The organism is Streptomyces sp. NBC_01197, from assembly GCF_036010505.1.
Lineage (GTDB): Bacteria > Actinomycetota > Actinomycetes > Streptomycetales > Streptomycetaceae > Streptomyces.
In genome coordinates this window covers 1,515,057-1,529,619 of sequence record NZ_CP108569.1, presented here as the reverse complement: position 1 = coordinate 1,529,619, position 14,563 = coordinate 1,515,057, and the positions used below count along the sequence as shown (strand labels likewise).

Annotated in this window: 13 protein-coding genes; 4 read left to right on the top strand and 9 right to left on the bottom strand. The window is 70.0% G+C overall.

Features of this window, described 5'->3' with window-relative positions; genetic code table 11:
- Positions 1–47: 47 nt before the first annotated feature.
- From OG452_RS06885 to OG452_RS06870, 4 genes are all read right to left on the bottom strand, one after another.
- The gene (locus OG452_RS06885; protein ID WP_327294733.1) at positions 48–1,397 is read right to left on the bottom strand and encodes an aminotransferase family protein; all 1,350 of its coding nucleotides are present in this window, start codon (positions 1,395–1,397) and stop codon (positions 48–50) included.
- Between the two features lie 62 nt (positions 1,398–1,459).
- Complete coding sequence (locus OG452_RS06880; RefSeq protein ID WP_327294732.1) at positions 1,460–2,773, bottom strand: ArgE/DapE family deacylase; 1,314 nt, start codon at positions 2,771–2,773, stop codon at positions 1,460–1,462.
- On the bottom strand, positions 2,770–4,242 hold the full coding sequence (locus tag OG452_RS06875; RefSeq protein WP_327294731.1) for an aldehyde dehydrogenase: 1,473 nt from the start codon (positions 4,240–4,242) through the stop codon (positions 2,770–2,772). Before OG452_RS06875 ends, OG452_RS06880 begins: the two co-directional genes overlap by 4 nt.
- Complete coding sequence (locus tag OG452_RS06870) at positions 4,239–5,711, bottom strand: purine-cytosine permease family protein (protein WP_327294730.1); 1,473 nt, start codon at positions 5,709–5,711, stop codon at positions 4,239–4,241. Before OG452_RS06870 ends, OG452_RS06875 begins: the two co-directional genes overlap by 4 nt.
- A 141-nt stretch (positions 5,712–5,852) precedes the next feature.
- On the opposite strand from OG452_RS06870, the gene OG452_RS06865 reads away from it, so the two are divergent.
- Both OG452_RS06865 and OG452_RS06860 read left to right on the top strand, forming a co-directional pair.
- Entirely contained in the window at positions 5,853–6,461 is a 609-nt protein-coding gene (locus OG452_RS06865) for a TetR/AcrR family transcriptional regulator (protein WP_327294729.1), read from the top strand.
- A gap of 129 nt (positions 6,462–6,590) precedes the next feature.
- Entirely contained in the window at positions 6,591–7,529 is a 939-nt protein-coding gene (locus tag OG452_RS06860) for a LysR family transcriptional regulator (protein WP_327294728.1), read from the top strand.
- Positions 7,530–7,566: 37 nt separating this feature from the next.
- Here the strand turns inward: OG452_RS06860 and OG452_RS06855 are convergent, their stop codons facing one another.
- Positions 7,567–8,559 (bottom strand): Lrp/AsnC family transcriptional regulator, encoded by a 993-nt coding sequence (locus OG452_RS06855; RefSeq protein ID WP_327294727.1) that lies wholly within the window; start codon positions 8,557–8,559, stop codon positions 7,567–7,569.
- Between the two features lie 48 nt (positions 8,560–8,607).
- On the opposite strand from OG452_RS06855, the gene OG452_RS06850 reads away from it, so the two are divergent.
- On the top strand, positions 8,608–9,729 hold the full coding sequence (locus OG452_RS06850; protein WP_327294726.1) for an IS630 family transposase: 1,122 nt from the start codon (positions 8,608–8,610) through the stop codon (positions 9,727–9,729).
- 151 nt (positions 9,730–9,880) lie between these two features.
- Here the strand turns inward: OG452_RS06850 and OG452_RS06845 are convergent, their stop codons facing one another.
- The gene (locus OG452_RS06845) at positions 9,881–10,249 is read right to left on the bottom strand and encodes a hypothetical protein (protein ID WP_327299535.1); all 369 of its coding nucleotides are present in this window, start codon (positions 10,247–10,249) and stop codon (positions 9,881–9,883) included.
- An 8-nt stretch (positions 10,250–10,257) separates the two neighbouring features.
- A complete protein-coding gene (locus OG452_RS06840; RefSeq protein ID WP_327299534.1) occupies positions 10,258–10,515 on the bottom strand; it encodes a hypothetical protein in 258 nt (85 codons plus the stop codon).
- Positions 10,516–10,928: 413 nt separating this feature from the next.
- Between OG452_RS06840 and OG452_RS06835 the strand changes: the two genes are divergently transcribed.
- Positions 10,929–11,825, top strand: a complete 897-nt coding sequence (locus OG452_RS06835; protein ID WP_327294725.1) for an aminoglycoside phosphotransferase family protein — start codon at positions 10,929–10,931, stop codon at positions 11,823–11,825.
- A 61-nt stretch (positions 11,826–11,886) separates the two neighbouring features.
- Here the strand turns inward: OG452_RS06835 and OG452_RS06830 are convergent, their stop codons facing one another.
- Together OG452_RS06830 and OG452_RS06825 are read right to left on the bottom strand one after the other, a co-directional pair.
- On the bottom strand, positions 11,887–13,641 hold the full coding sequence (locus tag OG452_RS06830) for a site-specific integrase (protein WP_327294724.1): 1,755 nt from the start codon (positions 13,639–13,641) through the stop codon (positions 11,887–11,889).
- A complete protein-coding gene (locus tag OG452_RS06825; protein WP_327294723.1) occupies positions 13,638–14,183 on the bottom strand; it encodes a hypothetical protein in 546 nt (181 codons plus the stop codon). Before OG452_RS06825 ends, OG452_RS06830 begins: the two co-directional genes overlap by 4 nt.
- Between the last annotated feature and the right edge of the window lie 380 nt (positions 14,184–14,563).

Below are 14,563 nucleotides of genomic sequence, written 5' to 3'. Positions count from 1 at the left end.
CGCGGCCCGGCCCAGTGGATCGGGCACAGTGGAGCGGGGCCGGCGGATCAGGCCCGGACCTCTCCGGTGGGGAGGGTGCGCTCCAGGACCGAACGCAGCGCCACCGCGGCCTCCTTGGCCTCCGAGTCCGTCATGATCAGCGGCGGCGACAGCACCAGGCTGTGGGCCGAGTCGCGGACGATGACACCGGTCTCGCGACGGATGACGTCGTGCGGCATCCGGGCGGGGTCCAGCGGGAGCGGGGTGCGCGACTCGCGGTCGGCGACGAGTTCAACGGCCAGCATCATGCCGACCGACCTGATCTCGCCGACTACCGGCAACCCGCCCAGCTGCGCGTCCAGTTCGGCGTGCAGCCGGGCGCCCATGGTGACGGCGCGCCCGAGCAGCCCTTCGCGTTCGATGATGTCGAGGTTGGCCAGCGCGACGGCGGCCGCCACCGGATGGCCGTTGTACGTGTAGCCCATCGGGAAGCCGTGGTCGCGCAGCAGCACCTCGGCGACCCGGTCGGCGACGATGAGCGCACCGAGCGGGATGTACCCGGAGGTGATGCCCTTGGCGGTGACGATGATGTCGGGGGTGACATCGAAGTGCTGCGCGGCGAACCACTCGCCGACGCGCCCGTAGGCGGTGACGACCTCGTCGAAGATGAGCAGGATCCCGTGCCGGTCGAGGACTTCGCGCACCCGCGGCCAGTAGTCGGCGGGCGGCACGAGCATCCCGCCGACGCCCATGATGGGCTCGCCGATCATGGCGGCGATGTTGCCGGGGCCGATCTCCGCGATACGGGCCTCCAGTTCGGCGATCAGGAAGTCGGTGGGGTCCTGGCCGCCGTACAGCTCGGTGCGGTACGGCCACGGCGGGGTGAGGTGCGAGACGTGCGGCATCATCGGGGCGAACCCCTCGTGGTAGACGGGGAACCCGGTGGCCGAGCCGCCGCCGTAACCGATGCCGTGGTACGCCTTGTCGCGGGCCAGGATCCAGGTGCGGTCGGTGTCGCCGCGCCGGTGGTGGTAGTAGCGGGCCATCTTGATGGCGGCCTCGTTGCCCTCGGAGCCGCCCGATGTGAAGTAGACGTGGTCCAGGCCCGCGGGGGCGAGCGAGGCCAGCCGGGCGGCGAGCGCGACGGCCTTGTCGTTGGAGAACTCCCAGAAGCTGGTGAAGTACTCCAGCTGCTTCATCTGGTCGAAGGCGACCTGGGCGACCTCCTCACGGCCGTGGCCGATCTGGGCGAGCCAGAGCCCGCCGGTGGCGTCGAGGTACGAGCGGCCCTCGGCGTCCGTGAGCCGGCAGCCGGAGCCGCCGGTCATCACGACCCGCTCCTCGGCGGACCCGGGGAGGTACGGATGGATGATGTGCGCCCGGTCGGTGGCGGCGAGTTCGGCATGGCTGAAGGGCATGGCCGTGCGTCCTTTCGTTCCTGTGTGCTGGAGCCAGGTGGGTGTGGGTCGGGTGGCGCGGGTCAGGCGGGGCCGGTCAGTTCGACGGCGGCCAGTGCCAGCGCCTTCGCGGTGTCGACGAGATCGCTGACCTCGATGTACTCGTCGATGGTGTGGAGGGTCGGTGATCCGTCGGGCCGGGTCGCGGTGGGGCCAAGGCAGACGGCGGGCGTGCCGCCGATGCGGGTGAGCGTCGCCGCGTCCGTCCAGGAGGGTTCGCCGAGTACCCGGGGCGTGCGGCCGAGCGCCGTGGCGCAGGCGGCGAGCCGGCCGACCAGCGGATGGCCGGAGCCGACCTCGGCGGGCGGCAGTTCGGTGTCCCAGGCGAACCGGGGCGGATGCGCGGTGAGCCAGCCGTCCGCCGCGCAGGCCGCCCGTACCGTCCGCTCGATGTCGTCCCGTACCCGGCTCGCCCAGCCGCCGTCGTCGGCCTGGACCGGCAGATAGGTGATGTCCAGGCCGACTTCGCAGGAGGCAGGGTAGGTCACCCACCACTCACCGCCCCGGATGGTGGTCGGCACGATCGAAGGGGGCGGCAGCAGCGGGTGCCGGTGCGCGGGGTCGGCCGCCCAGCGTTCGCGCAGCCCCTGGAGGGCGGCGAGCACCGGAAGGGTCTTCTCGATGGCGTTGACGGCGCCCCCGGCCCGCCAGTCTCCCGGCGGGTGTTCGGCGTGCCCGGGGCGGCCCGCGACGGTGACGGTGCCGCCGAGTATGCCCCGCTGCGCGGTGACGACATCGAGGTCGGTCGGCTCCGGGACGATCGCCGCATCGGCGCGTACGCCGTGGTGGACGGAGGCGAGGGTGCCCGCCCCGTTCCACTCCTCGTCGGTCGCGGTGTTGATCAGCAGGTCGCCGGGGAGCCGGACACCGAGCGCGGCGAGCGCCTCGGCGGCGACGACCGCCGCCGCGATGCCGCCCTTCATGTCGCAGGTGCCGCGCCCGTACAGCCGCCCGTCACGGACCTCGGCGCGGAACGGATCACTGGTCCAGGCGGTCCGGGGCTCGGCGGACACCACATCGATGTGGCCGTTGAACAGCAGCGACCGGCCGCCGCCCGTGCCCGGGAAGCGGGCGACCAGCTGCGGGCGGCCGTCGAAACCGAGCCCGGGCGGTGTCTGCGGCGATGCGGGCAGGCCGCCGGCGGCCGGGGTGAAGACATCGGCGGTGGCACCGGCCGCGCGCAGCCGGGCCGCCAGGTACTCCTGGAGGTCGGCCTCGTCGCGGGCGGGTTCGTCCGCGCTGCCGCGCACGGTCGTGTCGAAGGCCACCAGGTCGCAGGTGAGGCGGACCAGGTCGTCGGCGCGCCTGTCGATCTCGTCCAGGACAAGTGTGTTCATGCGTAGTCGATCCAAGTCGTCTTCAGGCCGGTGTACTTGTCGAAGGAGTGCAGGGAGAGATCGCGTCCGAAGCCCGACTGCTTGAACCCGCCGAAGGGGGTGGCCGGACTCAGCGCGTCGACGGTGTTCACCGAGACCGTCCCGGCCCGCAGCGCGTCGGCGACCCGGTGGGCGCGGGAGAGGTCGCGGGTCCAGAGCGACGCGGCGAGCCCGTACGGGGAGTCGTTGGCGATCCGTACCGCGTCCCCCTCATCGGTGAACGGCAGCACGGTCAGCACCGGCCCGAAGAGCTCTTCGCGGGCGAGCGGCGAGTCCGGGGCGAGTCCGGTGACCACGGTCGGGTCCAGATAGGCGCCGTCCCGGTCGGGGCGGGTACCTCCGCAGGCGATGCGGCCGCCGGAGCCGGTGACCGCCCCGAGGATCCGGGCCGCCTGCCGCTCGTCGACCAGCGGACCGAGCCGGGTGGCCGGGTCGAGCGGATCGCCCGGCACATAGGCGGCGGTGTGCTTGACGACCCGGTCCGTGAACTCCTCGGCGATCGAGGCGTCCACGAGCAGCCGGGTGTTGGCGGAGCAGACCTGGCCCGCGTTGTAGAGGAAGCCCCACGCGGCACGTTCCGCCGCGGCGTCCAGGTCGGCGTCGGCGAAGACCAGGCAGGGGCTCTTCCCGCCGGCTTCCAGCCACACCTGCTTCATGTTGGAGTCGGCCGCGTACGACAGGAACTGCTTGCCGACGGACGTGGAACCGGTGAAGACCACGGTGTCCACGTCCGCGTGCAGCCCGAGCGCGCGCCCGGCCGTCGGACCCGGGCCGGGGACGACATTGAGCACCCCGTCCGGCAGCCCGGCCTCCGCGGCGAGTTCGGCCAGCCGCAGCGCCGAAAGCGGGGACTGCTCGGCGGGCTTGAGGACGACGCTGTTGCCCGCGGCCAGCGCGGGCGCGAGCTTCCAGGTGGCGATATCCAGCGGGAAGTTCCACGGCACCACCGCGCCGACGACCCCGAGCGGCGCGCGCCGGACGAGCGCAAGGCTGCCCGGCGGGGTGGGGGCGACCTCGTCGTACAGCTTGTCCGCGGCCTCCGCGTACCAGGCGAAGCAGCCGGCGGCGCCGGGCACGTCGGTGCCGTACGACTCCGTGATCGGCTTGCCCATGTCGAGAGTGTCGAGGAGCGCCAGTTCGGGGCCGTTCGCCTCGATGAGGGCGGCGAGGCGCAGCAGCACCCGTTTGCGGACGGCGGGGTCGGTGCGGGACCAGCGGCCGTCCTCGAAGGCGGTACGGGCGACCCGGACAGCGGCGTCGATCTCGGGCGCGCCGCCCTGCGCGACCCGGGCGACGGTCCTGCCGGTGGCCGGATCGATGGTGGCGAAGGTGGCTCCGTCGGCGGCGTCGGTCCAGCGGCCGTCGGTGAAGACGCGGGTACGGAAGTCGAGGGCTGCGGCGCGCCGCTGCCAGTCGGCGTGGGTGTTCATACGGTCGGGGCTCCGGAGGTCGGTGCGGGGGATGCGGGCGGTGTCGTGGTGCCGGGGGAGTCGGTGCCGGGGGGACGGGTGCCGGCGGCCGGGCGGCGCCTGCGCCCCGTCAGCCCGGCGGCCAGCAGATACACGGGGACGGTGACCACGAGCCCGGCGATCCAGCCGAGGTCGGTGTCGCCGAGGGCGTGGGCGATGGGCCCGGTGTAGAGGGACTGCGCCATGAACGGGATCTCGGCGAGGATGCCGAGTACGTAGACCCCCAGAGCTGTCAGATTCCAGCGGCCGTAGATCCCTCCGTCCCTGGCGAAGAACGACGCGATGTCGTAATCGCCGTGCCGGATCAGATAGAAGTCGACGAGGTTGATCGCCGTCCACGGGATCAGGACGTACTGCAGGACGTAGATCAGATCGAGATAGCTGCTCATGAAGGAGCCGGCGAGCCAGAGGGCCAGGACGACGGAGAGCGCGGTGAGCAGGGTCCCCAGGACGGCGCGGCCGGTGGCACGGGGCAGCCAGCGGTGCGCGAAGGTCTGCACCGCGGTGACCGCGCACAGCACCGCCCCGTACAGGTTCATCGAGTTGGTGAGCATCGTGACCAGGGCGAAGCTCCACAGGGTGAGCTGCCCGAGCGTGTTGCCGAGCAGACCGTCGAGGGCCGCGATCGGGTTGTCACCGCCGGCCAGGCCGATCGCCGCGCCTACCACCATCGGGAGCAGGCTGCCGAGGACGCATCCGGCGTAGGTGCACCAGAGCGTCGAGCGGACGCCGGCGCGGTCGGCCGGCATATAGCGCGAGTAGTCGGAGACGTACGGCGCGTACGCGATCTGCCAGAGCGCGCCGACGGAGACCACGCCGAGGAACCCGCCGATGCTGAAGCCTCCCCTGGTCAGGAAGCCCTCGGGCAGTCCGCCGATGAACAGCCACACGGCGCCGACCAGTTGGACGGCTCCGAACACCCAGCTGGTGAGGGCGCCGATCCGGTGCATAAGGCGGTACCCCACCACGGCGACGATCAGGCTGACCACGGCGCCGAGCAGCACACCCGTGTGCTGTCCGACCGGGGTCACCTCGCTCAGCGACTGGGCGCCGACGACCAGATTGGAGGCGAAGAACCCCTGGTACATGACGATGACGACCAGGACCACGGCGAGCGCGCCCACCGAGCCGAACTGGCCCCGGCTCTGGATCATCTGCGGCACGCCGAGCTGCGGGCCCTGCGCCGAGTGCAGGGCCATGAGGAAGCCGCCGCCGAGATGGCCGGCCAGCAGGGCCGCAAGGCTCCACCAGAAGGAGAGGCCGAAAGCGGCGGGGGCCAGGGCGCCGGTGACGACGGTCAGCGGGCCCAGGTTCGCGCTGAACCAGATGGTGAACAGGTCGCGGGTGCGGCCGTGCCGCTCGGCGGCGGGGACGGCGTCGATGGTGCGGTTTTCCACGACGCCCGGGACGGGCGACGAGTGGTGTTCCATGCTGCCTCCTCGGCGCCGTTCGGCGCGCCCTGCACGGGCCTGATTCTTTGATGCGAGATTCAAACAATGATGGATGACGTCGTCAATACCAATGACACGTTGCGATCGGGTAACTTGAATCGACGGACGGAGAATGACTTCATGGCTCGACCCAAGAACCAGGGAGCCCGACGCGAGGCGCTGATCGACGCGGCCGGCCGGGCGATTTCCGAACGGGGCATCGCCGGCCTGCGGATCAAGGACATCGCGGCCGAGGCGGGCGTCTCCGCCGGTTCGGTCCTCTACTACTACCCGGACCTCGACGACCTCGTCTTCGAGGTCCACCAGGGCGCCGTCGAGCGGTTCCTCGCCGACCGGCACAGCCGTACGGACCACATCGCGGACCCGGTGGCTCGGCTGCGCGAAGCCATCGCGTCCGGCCTCCCGGCCGACGCCGACGACGCCGCGCACCGGCTGCTGTACGAACTGCACAGCAGGGCCGACCGCAGCGCTTCGCACGCCGCGCTCATGGGCTCGCTCTTCGCCCGGGAGACGGCGCTGTACGCGACGATCCTCGAACTCGGCGCCGCGTCGGGCGACTTCACGCTGACCGAACCCCTCCAGGACACTGCCCGCAATCTGGTGACCCTGGAGGACGGGTACGGGCTGCACATCGTCAGCCGCAACACCGCCGTGGACCGCACGGCCGCGCTGCGGATGATCGCCGGATACGCGCGCACGGTCACCGGCTGCCCGGAGCTGTGCGGCTGAGCGCTGCGGAACCACTGGCGGAACCGCTGTGGGAGGAGCGATCCGCATCGGTAAAGCGAATCTTCTGGAGGCAGTTCATCGGAAATAGAGATACGGTTCTCCGCACCGGATCCAGCAGAGGAACTGACCATGCCACCTGTCGCGTTCACCCTGGTCCAGCTGCGCTACTTCGTCGCCGCGGCCGAGGCGGGCAGCATGACGGGCGCCGCCGAACGCCTGCTGATCGCCCAGTCGGCGGTCTCCACGGCCGTGTCCAACCTGGAGCACGAGCTCGGCGTGCAGCTGTTCCTCCGGCGCCGGGCCAAGGGGCTGACACCGACCCCTGCGGGAAGCCGTCTGCTGCACGAGGCCCGGAAGCTGCTGGCGCACGCGAGGGAGGTCGCCGACGAGGCGAAGGGGACGGGCGCGGAGCTGACCGGGCCGGTGGCGCTGGGCTGCTTCATCACGCTGGCACCGTTCTTCCTCCCGGCGCTGCTCACCGAGTTCGCCGACCGCTGCCCCGGCGTGGAAGTGAGCGTGCTGGAGGCCGAAGTCACCGAACTGGGGCGGGCGTTGAGCGAGGGCCGGATCGACTGGGCGCTGACCTACGACCTCGGGTTCGGCCCGGAGGTCCAGCGGGAGACCGTGGCCACCGTGCCCGCCCATGCCCTGGTCGCCGCCGGCCACCGGCTGGCCGGACGGAAGTCGGTCGACCTGGCCGAGCTGGCCGGTGAACCGCTCGTACTGCTCGATCTGCCGTACAGCCGCGACTACTTCTGGTCGATGGTGAACGCGACGGGCACCCGCCCCGTCGTCCGCCACCGAACCCAGAGCTATGAGACGGTGCGCTCCCTGGTGGCGCGCGGACACGGCTTCTCGGTCCTCAACCAGCTGCCGGCCACCGCCCAGACGTACAGCGGCGGTGAGGTCGTCGCGCTGCCGCTGTCCAGTGCGCACACCCCGCTGGACCTGGTGCTCGCCCAGGTGGCCGGAGTGCGCCAGACGCGCCGGGCGCGGGCCCTGATGGATGTGGTACGTGAGGTGGTGCCGGGCGCCGTACCGCCCTCGCGCGCTGCCGGTGACAGATAGCGCCCCGGCCTGGTGACAAGCGGTGTGCTTCGCGCGATCAGAACAGCAGGGGGCCGGCCGGTTGCCATGTCTGGTTCGCTGCCCTCTTGACGGTCCTGATCACTGGTGCCGTTTCGAGGTGTGTGACGGCTGGGAGCGCGGCGATCCGGGTGGTCAGGTACCGGTACAGCTCCCGTTGGTTCGTGCACACCACGCTCGCGTACAGGTTGGTCGGGCCGGTCGTGGCGGCGGCGAACGCGATCCCCGGATGCCCGGCCAGCGCCTGGCCGGCCTCCTCCAGGTGTGCGGGGGCGACCGAGAGCCAGAGCAGGGTCCGGGCTTTCAAGCCGAACATGCGCCAGTCGACGTCGATGTCGAGATAGAGCAGGCCGTGTTCCCGTAGCTCCGTCATCCGGCGCCGTACCGTCGTCGGCGACCAGTCGGTCGCCTCGGCCAACTGCTCCAACCCGGCCCGGCCGTCGGCGGCGAGCAGGGCGAGGAGCTTGCGGTCGCCTTCGACGAGCCGTACCGGTCCCCGCCGCCGCGACATCGGAGGCGGGCGCAGCCGCTCGGCCTCCTCCGCGTTCAGCGACCCCAGTTTTCCGACCAGATTGTCCGGGCCGCCGTAGAAGGCGTGCAGCACGGAGTGCGCCGTCACGCCCTCCACGCGCGGCGTGCGGGGGAGTTTGGCCAGCAGCAGTGCCTCGCTGTCCGCCTCGCTCTCGGTACGGACCACGCAGGTGATCTCGGTGCCGCCCGAGCTGAGACTCACCCAGGACGTGTCGGGGCGTCTGGCCAGCGCCTCGGCGACCGAGTGCGACGCGGCGGGCGCACATCGCACCCGCAGGAACCACAGGATCGCGCCCAGCGCGGTGGGGTCGACCCCACCCAGCACCCGTACCGCCCCGGCCGACCGCAACCGGGCGTACCGGCGGGCGATGGTGCGGTCCGACACGCCGAGAACCTCGGCAATGGCGCTGAACGGGGCACGGCCGTCGATCTCCAGGGCGTGCACGAGCCGACGGTCCAGCTCGTCGTAGTCGGATTCCACCGAGCCGAGGCTAGTGTCCTGCGCCTGAGATCCGTCGTTAGTTTGTGTATGAGTGCCTCTGGGGCTGTGCCGGTGCCACGTCGTGGCCCGAAGTTGGAACCGTTGTTGTTGTCCGCCGATGAGCGTGTGGTGTTGGAGCGTTGGGCCCGGCGGGCGTCGTCTGCCCAGGCGGTGGCCCTGCGGGCCCGCATCGTGCTGGCATGTGTCGGCGCCGATGTTCCGCCGATTGTCGTGGTGGCACGGGAGTTACGGATCGCGGCGGACACGGTCCGCAAGTGGCGTCGCCGGTTCCTGGCCGGCCGGCTGGACGGGTTGGTGGACGAGCCGCGGCCGGGCCGGCCGCCCAGTATCAGTGTCGATCAGGTAGAGGCAGTCGTGGTCAGCACGTTGGAGGAGATCCCGAAGAATGCCACTCACTGGTCGCGTGCCTCGATGGCCGACCGCAGTGGGCTGTCGAAGTCGACCGTGGGCCGGATCTGGCGGAAGTTCCAGCTCAAGCCGCACCTGAGCGACACTTTCAAGCTCTCGACGGATCCGTTGTTCGTGGAGAAGGTCTACGACGTGGTGGGGCTGTACTTCAACCCGCCCGAGGGCGCGGTGGTGCTTTCGGTGGACGAGAAGTCCCAGATTCAGGCCCTGGACCGCTCTCAGCCGGTGCTGCCGATGATGCCGGGCATGCCCGAGCGCCGCACCCATGACTATGTTCGCAACGGCCTGACCACCTTGTTCGCGGCTTTCGACGTCGCCACCGGTGAAGTCATCACCAGCCTTCATCGTCGGCACCGGGCAGCGGAGTTCAAGAAGTTCCTCGTCAAGATCGAGAAAGAGGTCCCCGGGCACCTCCAGGTCCACCTCATCGTGGACAACTACGGCACCCACAAGACACCGGCGATCAGGGCATGGCTGGCCAAACACCCCCGGTTCCACCTGCACTTCACGCCCACCGGCTCCTCCTGGATCAACCAGGTGGAGCGGTGGTTCGGCTTCCTCGCAGACCAGAAGATCCGTCGTGGCGCCCACAAAAGCGTGCGCTCCCTGGAGGCGGACATCCGTGCATGGGTCAAGCAGTGGAACGAAAGCCCGACCCCGTTCACCTGGACCAAAACAGCCGAAGAGATCCTCGACTCGCTCGCCCGCTTCTGCCAACGGATCTCTGGCGCAGGACACTAGTTCTGATCCGGAAGAGACACCCGAGAGCGACGTGCTCACGACGCTTCCGGCGCAGCCGCCGAGCGCACCACCAAAGATGGGTCCTCCCAGAGCCTCACCAGCTGCCGTCCCAAGCACGGTCACCACGCCACTGACCAGAGCAGCGCCCCGGTCAGGGTGTGAGGTCCAGAACCCGCACCGGCTCTCCCGCCCACCGGTCCGGCGCGGTGGTCGCCACGATCGCCCCGTCAGGGCGGTCCGGAGTGGGCTGCGCCGCGTACTGGCTGTGCGCCGCAGCCCACGTCTCCTGCCGCGCCAGAGCGAGAGCGGCCCCGAGATCAAGATCAAGGACCGTGATGCCGGGCAGCGACGCCAGGTGTTCCGCGGTGCCGGGCCGGGCACGGTCGGCTTCGACGAGCGCGCACGCCGGTGCGTATAAGAACCAGCTCGCTTCGGCGTGAGCACGGTGGATCAGCCGGGACGCCAGGACATTGCCCTGGCCGGCCGCGGCCATCGCGGTGTCGTCGAGCACGATGTGCATGGCGTCGCTCACCGGCCGCTCACCTGTGCCAGGCGCCGGTCCAGCTCACCGTCCAGGTCGTGCTGTTCCGCTGCGGTCGGGGCGTAGCCGTTCCACTCCTGCAGTGCGGCCAGGGCCTGCTCGGCGCGCTCGGCCCGCTCGGCCGGGGTCAGCAGTGTCTCGGCGAGACGGGCCAGGTACGCGCGCAGCGACAGTCCCTCCGCCGCTGCGATCGCGGCCAGCCGGTCTTTGGCTTCCTCGGGGATACGGACGTTGGCATCGGACATCATCGTGCTCCTTCCCATCCTGCAAGGGTACGTGTACGTACCCGTACCCGTAACCGTCAGGTCGTCCTGCTGCCCCGTACGAATGTCGCGCGGGCGCTGGCCCGATCAAGGCAGATGCCAGCGGGTGCGTGCCCGGATCTCCGGGGCGAGGATGAAGGCACGGACGCCCTGTCGCCCGTCGGCCCGGCCGACTGCGGCGTGTCCTTCTCTTCGGGAGGTCTCATGCCCCGCCCTGTGTGGTCCGGAGCGATCTCGTTTGGCCTGGTCACTTCTCTGAACTTCTAGGCCATTCCCTCCCGAAGTCTCTGATCTACGGCTCTCTGAAGCCGAATCGGTGGTGTCAGAGGAATCACAGCGAGATGTTCCGGGGAGCGAGAGCCGCTCGGCCTGCCGCCTCAGTACTGTGACTTTGCATGACCGACACCGAGATCGAGATCACCGCAGACCTGGTCCGCGACCTGCTGCAGGAGCAACATCCAGACCTTGCAGGGCTGGCCATCCGCGAGGTGGAGGGCGGTTGGGGTAACCAAATGTGGCGCCTCGGGGACGAGTTGGTCGTGCGCATGCAGCGCATGGACCCCACCCCGGAGCTTCAGCTCAAGGAGCGGCGGTGGCTACCCGTGCTGGCCCCGCGCCTGCCGCTCCCGGTGCCGACCCCGGTGCGGTTCGGCGAACCGTCCGAGCGCTTCCCCAAGCACTGGACCGTGATGACGTGGGTGCCCGGTGAGCCGCTGGACCACGGATCGATCAGCCGCGGCGCCCAGGCGGCCGACACGCTGGCGGGCTTCCTCCGGGCGCTCCACGTGGAGGCGCCCGCCGAGGCACCGATCGCTACGGACTTCGGTGCCCATCCCAGGGACTGCACGAACGGCTTCGAGAACCTCTTCCAGGCCGTTGTCCCCGAGGACATCGCGGCCGGCGTCCGGGCCGTCTGGGACGACGCCGTTGCGGCCCCCGCGTGGGAGGGTCCGCCGGTGTGGGTGCACGGCGACCTCCATCCCGCGAACGTCGTGGTCTCGGACGGAACGCTCTCGGGCATCGTCGACTTCGGGGCCATGTTTGCCGGCGATCCGGCGTGGGACCTCGCCGCCGCATGGGTGCTGCTACCCGCAGGCACGGCCTCACGGTTCTTCGACATGTACGGGCATGCAGACGAGGCGACGATCCGACGCGCCCGCGGGCTGGCCGCTATGAAGAGCCTCTTCCTGATGCTCATGGGGCAGAACGGAGATCGGGGCCTTCCCGGCGGCAAGCCGAACTGGGGACCTGCAGGCCGGGCGGCACTTGATCGTGTTCTGAAGGGCATTTGATACACATTGAACTTGTTCTCGATCTTGGTTGAGGGCCATGCGGCAGCCCACCTTCGTGGGCTCATCGATCACCACGCGTGGTGGGGATGCCAAGGTCCACCGCCGCACGACGTCCGTGGCCCCGATCGAGCTGGTGGAGCTTCTCCTCTGCGCCGGCCAGGCTGACCTGGAGTCCTTCGACCTCGCCGAGCCAGCCTTCCGTCTCCGCTTCGGCGATACGGGCGATCAAGTTGTCGCGGATTTCTGCAAGCCGTGCCCGTTGGGACGGGTCAGGCCGGAGGAGCGAGCATCTGACACAAGCGTGTTCATGAATGCACGCTGTGCCGTAGGCACGGGCACATGTGCCTACGGACAGCTTGCGGCGCTCGAAGTGGCCTAGGAAGTCTTCCCACTCGGTATCGGTGGGGGTGCGGTATTCCTCGGCAGGTCGCAAGGTTCGGCGCCGCGCGATGAAGGCGCGGTGGGCCTCGATCGTTTCGGCGGGGTAGACGGCGTTGTAGCCCATGGTGGTGTTGATGTTGGCGTGGCCGGCGAGGGCCTGGGCGATGTGGGGTGGCAGGCCGGAGCGGATGGCGTCGGTGATGAACATGCGGCGGAAGTCGTGCGGCGCGAAGTCCAGAGGCTGGCCCGTGGAGTCGGTGAGGCCCAGGAAGGCCAGAACTTCGGCGAGGGAGGTGCGGATGAATTCTCCGCTCATCCGGGAGTTTTCGCCGCTGCGGTCCCACTGGAAGAGCAAGGGGGCCGGCAAGTTCCAGACGCGTTCCTCGTAGTCATAGGCGGACAGGAGAAGGATGACACCGGTCTTCGGGTTGCGGACGCGGCGGATGATCGTGGCCAGGACATCGGCAAGCTCGGAACTGACGAGCAGGACGCGTTCCTGGTCCGTCTTGGACGGGGCGATCTGGAGGAGGGGGACGATCTCGCCGGTGGTGGGCAGGCGGTACTGGATCATCGCGTGATGGCTGAGCTCCAGCATCTCTTCGATGCGCATGCCCGTGTGGCGCAGGACCTCCACTGCGGCCCAAGCCCCGAAGGCCCGGTGCTCGGAAAGGTCGAAGTACCGAAGGGTTCCGTCTTGGCCGCGGGCGGCGGCAGTGGCGGCGTTCCCAGTGCGGACAAACATCGCGCCCTGGATGGTGAAGGCCGCGCCGGGCGGCACTGCGAGAAGAGCCTCCAGGCCGGTCAGGTGGAAACGGTGGTGGTCGGCCGCTGCCTTCGCGAACGATTCCAGGGCGGGGAGACGCTCGCGAGTCCGTTGATCCATGCGGGCTTTGACCCGCTTCACGCGCTTGCGGTCCGTGGTCTCGGCTTCCTTGATAGGACACCGCGCGGCCCACGGCCCCCACCGGGCCGGTTCTTCCACCGCCCAGCGGGCGATGTCCAAGTAGAAGGCACGAACCGTCATGAGCAGCATGGCCCGGTCGGCGCGTTCGACCACCGCCTCCCCGACCGTGCCGTCCGGCTGCCTGCGCCGCTGGACGCGGGTGCTGAAGCGCTCCTTCCACGCCGCGGCGACGCCGGAGGGCAGGTCGAGGGAGTCGATGCCTGGGTGGTGACGTTCCAAGTCCGACCAGAAATTGCGGGTCAGGCTACGGGCGAGGCGGTCGAGAGTGCTGTAGTCCAGGCGGGGCCGACGCTCTTCCAAGTAGTCGATCAGCAGCGCACGAATCGGTGCGCCGACCACGCCGTGACGGTCGATGAGCTGCTCACAGCTGAGCTGGCCCGTGACGCGGTGGAGGAAACGAAGGGTGACCGGGGCGTCCGCGGGCAGATGCCCCAGCTCCCGTAGCCACGAGTAGAAGAGGGTACTGCTCACCGTGTCGTGGCTGGCGGCCCGAACCGTGGCCACGTACTCGAAGGCGTCCCCGGGGTGATGTCCGCGAGGCCGCCTCCCTTGGCCAGCATGATGCGGGTCAGCACCAGACGGGACCGGTTCCCTCCCGTGGACGCCCAGTGCTTCGGATGGACGATCCCCTCAAGGCGCGTCAAACCCTCGGGATCGCGACTCCGTTCGGTCAGTGCGCGCAGGTGCCCGCTGCGATTGCTGAACTGCCACTCCAGTGGCAGGCGGAGCACATCTGCGACAGCCAGCAGCCACAGCCCGGCCCGGATACCGCACCAGCGCGCGTCGGCCGCAGTGCGGACCCAGACATGCCCCTCCTTGGCCCAGCGGCCGGGCTCTGCGGACGCGGGAGACGCCTCCCACCTCTCCTGCCAGGTATCGCCGGGAAAGCCCGACAGCCAGGCCAGGATCGCGCGCGCTCCACTTCTGCGCTCCCACTGCGTGTGCCGGTTCTCCGCCCTGAACGGCGGGCGATCCAGCGCGGAGACCACCTCCTCCGCCGAGGCACTCGTCATCGCCCAGCGGGTCCCTGCGGACCGGGCCGGGAATTGCAGCTGGGCCTGGCGCATTACGCTGCCCACGGCCTGGGGAGTACGAGGCCGGTCAGCCGCCCGCATCCGCGCGGCACCTGTCATGTCGTGCACGCGGGACTTCACCGGGCGGCTCCGAACAGGTCGCTCAGGGACTCGGCCCGGTACCCAGCCGCCGGCGGGGCCGGAATCCTGGCCATCCGAGCCTGGCGCTCGTGGTGGGCGCGGATCGTTTCGACGATCTCTTCCCGACCGGCCGTTAATGGCGCAGTCGGGTATCGGAACTCTCTGAATAGCTCGGACAGCAGGACCTCGCCCTTGTCGAATCTGAACAGGCCCTGTCGGCTACGCCGGCCCCGGGGATC